A 6,597-nucleotide genomic window follows, 5' to 3' on the forward strand; every position below is an offset into this window, starting at 1 on the left:
CAGTGCGTCGTGGCTCAATCAGGTCGAGGTATGGTTCTCAATCTTGCAGGGACAATCGCTCAGCGGCACCTCCTTCACAAGCCTCAAGCAGCTTCAGGAACACATCGATGCCTACGTCAACGCGTACCACGACAAAGCCGAGCCCTTCGTCTGGACCAAGAAAAAGGTCCGTCAACGCCGTTTCAAAGGCCGCCGTCTCACTCAGCTCTGATTCCGGGTACTAGATCGTCGTCTCCGGTCTGCCTTTCGGAGCGGCAGAAAGATCGGCTTCGTACGAATGTCAGTCGTCGATTATTCTCCCCAAAGCGTGCCCGCCATACCGATCTCTCGTGCGCAGGAATAGCCAATCACCTCGGTCGGGGTTGCGGCAGGCAAGATGTGCCCAGCCGACTGACCGCTGCCATCCCAGATTCGCTGACGCAATGGGTGAACCACTCAGTGTAATCACCTGTTCTTCGGAATACCGTACGAGAACAAGGAACCGACGCATGCATTGCTGCGCGCAAGTAAAACACTGCACGGCGGTCGTCGCGGATCTCTTCGACTTCTGGCAGCAAACTTTGCCGCGGATCTCCGGCAAATCAAAGCTGGCCGAGGCGATCCGCTATGCCGTCTCTCGGCGCGCCATCTTCCAACGCTTCCCCCCGGTGGCCGCATTGAGCTCGTCTCCACCACCGTCGAACGCGCCATCAGCTACAACAATTCGAGAATCTCTTCGCGGGCAGCGACGGCGGCGACAAACCTTGGCAGCCATTCGCAACCTGCCGCAAACGACGTAAATGAACAATGTCGATCCATTCGCGTAAGGTCAGATACTTCAGCGTATTACCAACGGCTTACCTTGGAACGAAATCGAAGCGCTTAAGCCATGAGACCACGCCCTCTGACGACCTCAGCTTGCCGCTGGCGTAGTTCACCTCGAGATTTCACATGCCTTTTGGTTGAGTTCGCGCACGCTCTCCCGATGCTTGCACGTCGGTCATCAGGCGTGGATCGTTGTTTGGCTGCCGATCTCGCTCCATCACCGAGCGTGGTATACACTTTCGAACGTCGATCAGCAGGGTCAGTTTGAGAGGATAAGCTCTCCCACGATTCCGCCGAATTTTCCGATAAGCCATCATCTGCAACTTTAGGGCTCGACGGTTTACGTCTGCCACAAGCGCGCATAAGCGCTTTCAGCCAGCAGATCAGGATGTCTGCCCTCCGCAACGATCTGGCCCCTGTCTAAGAGGACGATCTTGTCGGCACCACAGATGGTGCTGAGTCGGTGAGAGATGACCACGATAGTCTTGCCGTCCCGACGCAAATCCTCAAGGAACCGGTGCACGGTGGCTTCCGCAACAGAATCGAGGGAGGAGGTCGGCTCGTCCAAAATTAGGATTTCCGGATCCCGGTATAGAACTCGTGCCAACGAAAGGTGCTGCTTCTCGCCACCAGACAACTTTACGCCATTTTCGCCCAGGTAGGCTTGGAAACCTCCGGGCCAATGCTCGATTGCCTCCCGCAGCCCAGTTTGATCGCAGATTTTCATAATCCTATCGATCTCAGGTTCGAATTCACCAAGTGCGATGTTCTCGATCACGGAGCCCGAGAATACGTCCGCTGATTGGGGTACCGCACCGACAATCCTGCGCAGGGATCCCTTCGAAACGTCCTTGAGATCATAGGAACCGATCCGGATGGGTCCTCCCTCAATCGGATAAATATTCTGTAGCAGCGCAGCAAGGGAGCTCTTGCCGGAGCCGCTTTCCCCCACCACTGCGGTTATCTCCCCTCTGCGGAACGTGACGCTCAGATCTTGAAAGAGCTTTGGCTGGGCGCCATGGCGAAACGTGACATTCTCCAGGCTGATATCACCAAGCCCGGATTTTGTGAGATCAGCAGTGCCGTCAGATGCCGGCTCTAGGTCCAAGATCTCGAACAGGCGATCCGCCACAACAAAGGCGTCCTGCACGATTCTGTTAGTTTGGATCAGGTCGGCGAGTGGTCGGTTGATATAGCCGAGCAGTGCATAGCAGGAAAGCAACTCACCTGGAGTGACGGTCCGGTCCAGAACAAGCGTCGTGCCAAACCACATTAGCAGGATTGTAACCAGAGTTGAGAGGAAGCTACAGGCATTATCTCCGGCGATTGAGACGAGACCGACGCTGTAGGCCGACTGCAGCGTCTTGACGAAGCGGGTCTCCATCTTGAGGCAGGCACCGCGCTCGATGCCGAATGCCTTGATCGTAGAAACAGCTCTGAGCGATTCCACCAGTTGCGCCGCGAGATCGGCGGCACTCTCCATCATCGCTCGCTGTCGTTTCCTGTTCAGCCTGTCGATGGTCCAATATAACAAGACGCAAAGCGAAACCGAGATCGCCACGACAACGGCGATCTTCCACGAGCAGAGGAACAGCAGCGCGAGCGAGAACAGTGTCACCAGAATGTTGACGAACATCGTGATCGAGAGCTCGTTAAGGAAGCTCCTGATTTTCACCGCATCGTTCATCCGGGAGACGATTTCTCCAACGCGCATACTGTGGAAGAACTTTTGAGGTAAGCTTAGGATGTGATTGTAGTAACTGAGGATCAAGCACACATCGATCTTCTGCCCTGTCGCCAACACGATCCGGCTTCGAAGCAGATTGATTAAGGTCTGAAGCACTAGGATCAGCAACATCGCGACGCCCAAGAGGTTAAGCACGTTGCGATTGCCTGATGTCACAACCTGATCGACGATCTTCTGGACGTAAATGGCCATTGAAAGATCGAGGATCGTGGTTACCAGCGCGCCGACGAGAGCCTGGGTCAACGCCGCTCTGTGTGGCGCAAGCAGTCGCGCGAAGCGGACAATGGTAGAGGTGGTCTCATCGCGACGCTTGAAGGTCTCTGCCGGAACCAGCAGCACCAGGACGCCAGTCCATTGCACCTTGAACTCTTCATGCGATAGCTTTCGGATTTCTCCGAACGCCGGGTCCATGACGGTGACCCACCGCGCGTCGATCGCCACGACGACCACGAAGTGGTGCAGCCCATCCTTGACGGTCATATGCGCAATAGCGGGCTTTGGTATCCTGTACAAGCTGTCGAAGTCGCCCTTGACCCCCTTCGCAATGAAGCCCAACTTTTGAGCGGCATGCAAAAGACCCGACAGCGTGGTGCCGGAGCGGTCGGTCGAGGCATACTGGCGGATACGAGACAATGGCAACTTGCAGCCGTAGTGGGCTGCAACTGAAGCAAGACTGACGGTCCCACAATCCGTCATGTCGCGCTGCTTAAACTTGACGATCTGACTCGGCACGGTGGTTCACTGACTTTTAAAAGTTAGATATTTGGCTAGCAGCCAAGAGCGGGTTGAGCCAATCGTCCATCTCAATGTAGATGAGTTGCAGGCGAGTGCGCTCGGCGACGACGAATCGGACTCGTACAGTCATGCCTTTCTTCAGATGGCCGATAGTTCCACTTTTGAGTGCAAGGTAACTGCGAGAGAGCACGCAGCGGACCTTGAAGACCAGATTCTTATCTAGCAGGACGAAAATCCTGTGTGACGTTCAGCACTGTCGCGTCGCGCCCTCCCCATTGATTGGAATTGAAGGCATCGACCTGGAGGCGCGCCGTCTGACCTTGCCGCACAAACCCGGTGTCTTTAGGAGAAACGTAAATATCTGCACCAGTTCGCCTTCCCGCGATATCCAACACACGGTTTGCGACGCCTGGACGTAGCTGCCGGGCGAGAGGCCGGAGAATTGCTCGAGATCGCCGGACGCGGGTGCGCGAACGCCGGTCAGGTCGCGCTCGCCCTGAGGTCGATGTAACCTGGCGTTCAACTCCTGAAGGCGAAGGTTAGTGTCGACCGGCTGCTGACTCCATTCGGCGAATTTGCTCCGTGGGAGGATCTCGCCTTTCAACTCAAGCCTCTGCAGAGCCAACGTCTTGTCCTCAACTACGTTGGCGCGCGCTGCAGCAGCGTGGCGGAGGCGCTTTGCCCTTTCGAGGTACACCGCGCCATTGCTGCGGGCATGTTGGTTCTCCCGCAACGGGTGGATAAAACGTAGCCGCGCCTTGGCGAACTCGGTCCGGAGTCGGGCGGGAGGGTCGAACTGCGTGCCTGGAGGTCACTGGCACGAATCGCGCTTCAGACGGATTGCGTTCGCCAACGCAGCGACTTCCTCCTCAATGAACTTTTCGTCGAAAACCAGAAGTTTCTGGCCGTGCACAACCCGATCGTCGTGGACAGCAAGGACACGAGAAATGCACGCGGAAAGCGGCGCAATCAGCGGACTCTTCTCAATTATGGAACGAATAGTACCGGCACCTTGAAGAGAGAGCATTATAATGATGGCCGGCAGCGAATCCACACCCGCAACTACGGACAGCATAATGAGCTAGTAGATCGCCAAGGATCGTCCTGATCCTCGGGCCAAGATGCTCACAGCAGTGCGACCAGCCATTACCGGAGCAAGCAACGCATCACTCATAGTGGCATGAGTTGATGCGATTGGCTGGTGCAAAACACTGGGCGACATTCAGCGGCCCGATCCAGCTCTCCAACCAAAGGACGGCTAGTAGCTCATTAGCTGCCAAGCAGCCACGACTGCGAACATGCTCGCAACAACTACTGCAGATAGACAGAGCTCACCCCTCTCGGACTCGCCGCTACTTCGTCAGCATCGATTTCGGCCACATTGTAAGATGCCGTATTGACTTTCATTTTTGGTCTCCTCTCGAATGGGGGGACGCTGGTAATGCAGGTCGGCAGATTCTGGGGCGCCAGAGAGGTTAACCGTCTTTGAGATCGCCAGCCGCCCGCATTGTGTCTGCCCAGAGCGACGGACTCTTACCGACGCAAGTCGAACGGTATATTCGCGCCATTGCTACGGCGCGAAAGCGTTTCGTTCCGCAACGAAGTTTACAAATGAGCCTGAGGCGAGCCGGCCTGCATCTGTTTACCGCGCCGGCTCGCCAGCTACTTCTCACGAAAGCTGCTTAATCTCACGAAAGCTGCTTAATCGTCGCAGACTACTGTCGGGACCAACACACCCGTGTAAGGATCTGGCACTCACTCGATCCAGCAACCGGAGCCCCCAGCAGCGCATGCTTCTTCGTAGGTCAGTTCAGTCACTCCATAAGCTGATAAATCCATTCTTTTTCCTTTTGCATAGGACGGCGGGTCAACAACTGCTGCCGCCAACGTACGGGCTTCAAATTTCCTGCCAGCCGCTTAGGACAGCGGTAAAGTGTGCGTGTGTTTTGTTTATAGGCCTGAGTGAAATGTGCGGCAGACGGCTCGGACAATAGGTCGAAACACGACTAGTCAGTCCCGAACACAACAAATGGGAAGAAGACGGCGATCATCTGAATTGGGCGAGCCGGGCTGCTAGAACTGCGGAAGCGAATTCCCATCAGCACCGCTGTTCCATCATAGCTGACAAAGCTCGAACGTGCACAAGCGCAACCAAGATCCGACACCGACGTGAGGATCCGGCGCATGCGGTTTGGCCGCCAGCCTTACCAAGCGCGCAGAAGCGCGACTCGGTCGAACGTGTGGTCGGCGACCGCGGCGGATTGCCGTGCCGATGACGCGTGACTCCATGCGCCTTCCTCATGCCCCGGTCTGCTGTGTTCGTACCGCAGCGCCCAATGGCCTGATAGGTCGGAGCCGATCAATTCTTGAACGCCCCGCGCTCGAGATAGTTGGTACAATTGCTATTATGCGCGAGGATCTCATATTGCTCGGGTCCGCTCTTCGCTGAATCTTGTGCGCCCCACGTTTTCCCCGTCGCCGGCTCCAGACGCTGCTGTCAGACGAAGCAATCATGTGCAGGCCGGCCAGCGCCGTCGAAATACGCGACGCTTCGATCCGTGTAAGGGCCGTGAGGAACTCTGGGTTCAACCGCGTGTTTCGGCGAAACGCAATGTCACTTCCGCAACAGCTTGGCGGCCATGTCTCCAAGGGCGTCTGCTTCCGGACAAAGACACGCGCAGACCAGCCAACGGATCAACAGAACTGCAGGCATAGATCGTTCAGCTGATTTTTGGCCTGACTCTTGCTGTAATTTGGTTTGTCACAATGTGGCTATCACCAACTTGAGCTCAGGAAACCGGCATGAATTTTCGTCCGCTTCACGACCGCGTCGTGGTCATGCGCATCCAGGCCGATAAGAATACCGCTTGCGGCGTTATCATTCCCGACACAGCCAAGGAAAAGCTGCAGGCATGGATCGTTCAGCTCATTATTGGCCTGACCTTTGCTATAATTGGGCTTGTCACAATGTGACTATCTCCAACTTGCTCAAAACGCTCAGGAGTCTTGTATGAATTTCCGTCCGCTTCACGACCGCGTCGTGGTCAAGCGCATCGACGCCGATGAGAAGACCGCTGGTGGCATTATCATTCCCGACACAGCCAAGGAAAAACCCTCGCAGGGCGAAGTCATTGCAATTGGCCCAGGCGGCCGCGATGAGACTGGCAAGCTGATTCCGATCGACTGAGCTGGCCCCGGTTGTCTGAACAGAATATCCGCGTCGATAAGTGGAGCCTCTGCCGGGGTTAGGCTGCCGTGCGGAGCGGCAGCGGGGTGAAGTAGGCTTGATCCGGTGTGCTGCCGTCAAGGCT

General features: G+C 56.2%; 2 protein-coding genes and 3 pseudogenes. 3 read left to right on the forward strand and 2 right to left on the reverse strand.

All coding sequences use genetic code 11. From position 1 onward, the window contains the following. Window positions 1–211, forward strand: a pseudogene (locus AC066S_RS38180) (IS630 family transposase); the annotation flags it as partial. A 933-nt stretch (window positions 212–1,144) separates the two neighbouring features. Here the strand turns inward: AC066S_RS38180 and AC066S_RS38185 are convergent. Both AC066S_RS38185 and AC066S_RS38190 read right to left on the reverse strand, forming a co-directional pair. Next, the gene (locus AC066S_RS38185) at window positions 1,145–3,247 is read right to left on the reverse strand and encodes a peptidase domain-containing ABC transporter (RefSeq protein WP_430642610.1); all 2,103 of its coding nucleotides are present in this window, start codon (window positions 3,245–3,247) and stop codon (window positions 1,145–1,147) included. A 254-nt stretch (window positions 3,248–3,501) separates the two neighbouring features. Further along, entirely contained in the window at window positions 3,502–3,681 is a 180-nt protein-coding gene (locus AC066S_RS38190) for a beta-barrel domain-containing protein (protein ID WP_478271882.1), read from the reverse strand. A gap of 2,407 nt (window positions 3,682–6,088) precedes the next feature. Between AC066S_RS38190 and AC066S_RS38195 the strand changes: the two are divergent. Together AC066S_RS38195 and AC066S_RS38200 are read left to right on the forward strand one after the other, a co-directional pair. Next, window positions 6,089–6,196 (forward strand): annotated as a pseudogene (locus tag AC066S_RS38195) (co-chaperone GroES); the annotation flags it as partial. A gap of 100 nt (window positions 6,197–6,296) precedes the next feature. Further along, window positions 6,297–6,470: pseudogene (locus tag AC066S_RS38200) on the forward strand (co-chaperone GroES); the annotation flags it as partial. Between the last annotated feature and the right edge of the window lie 127 nt (window positions 6,471–6,597).

It is taken from the genome of Bradyrhizobium sp. CFUWI, from assembly GCF_056429085.1.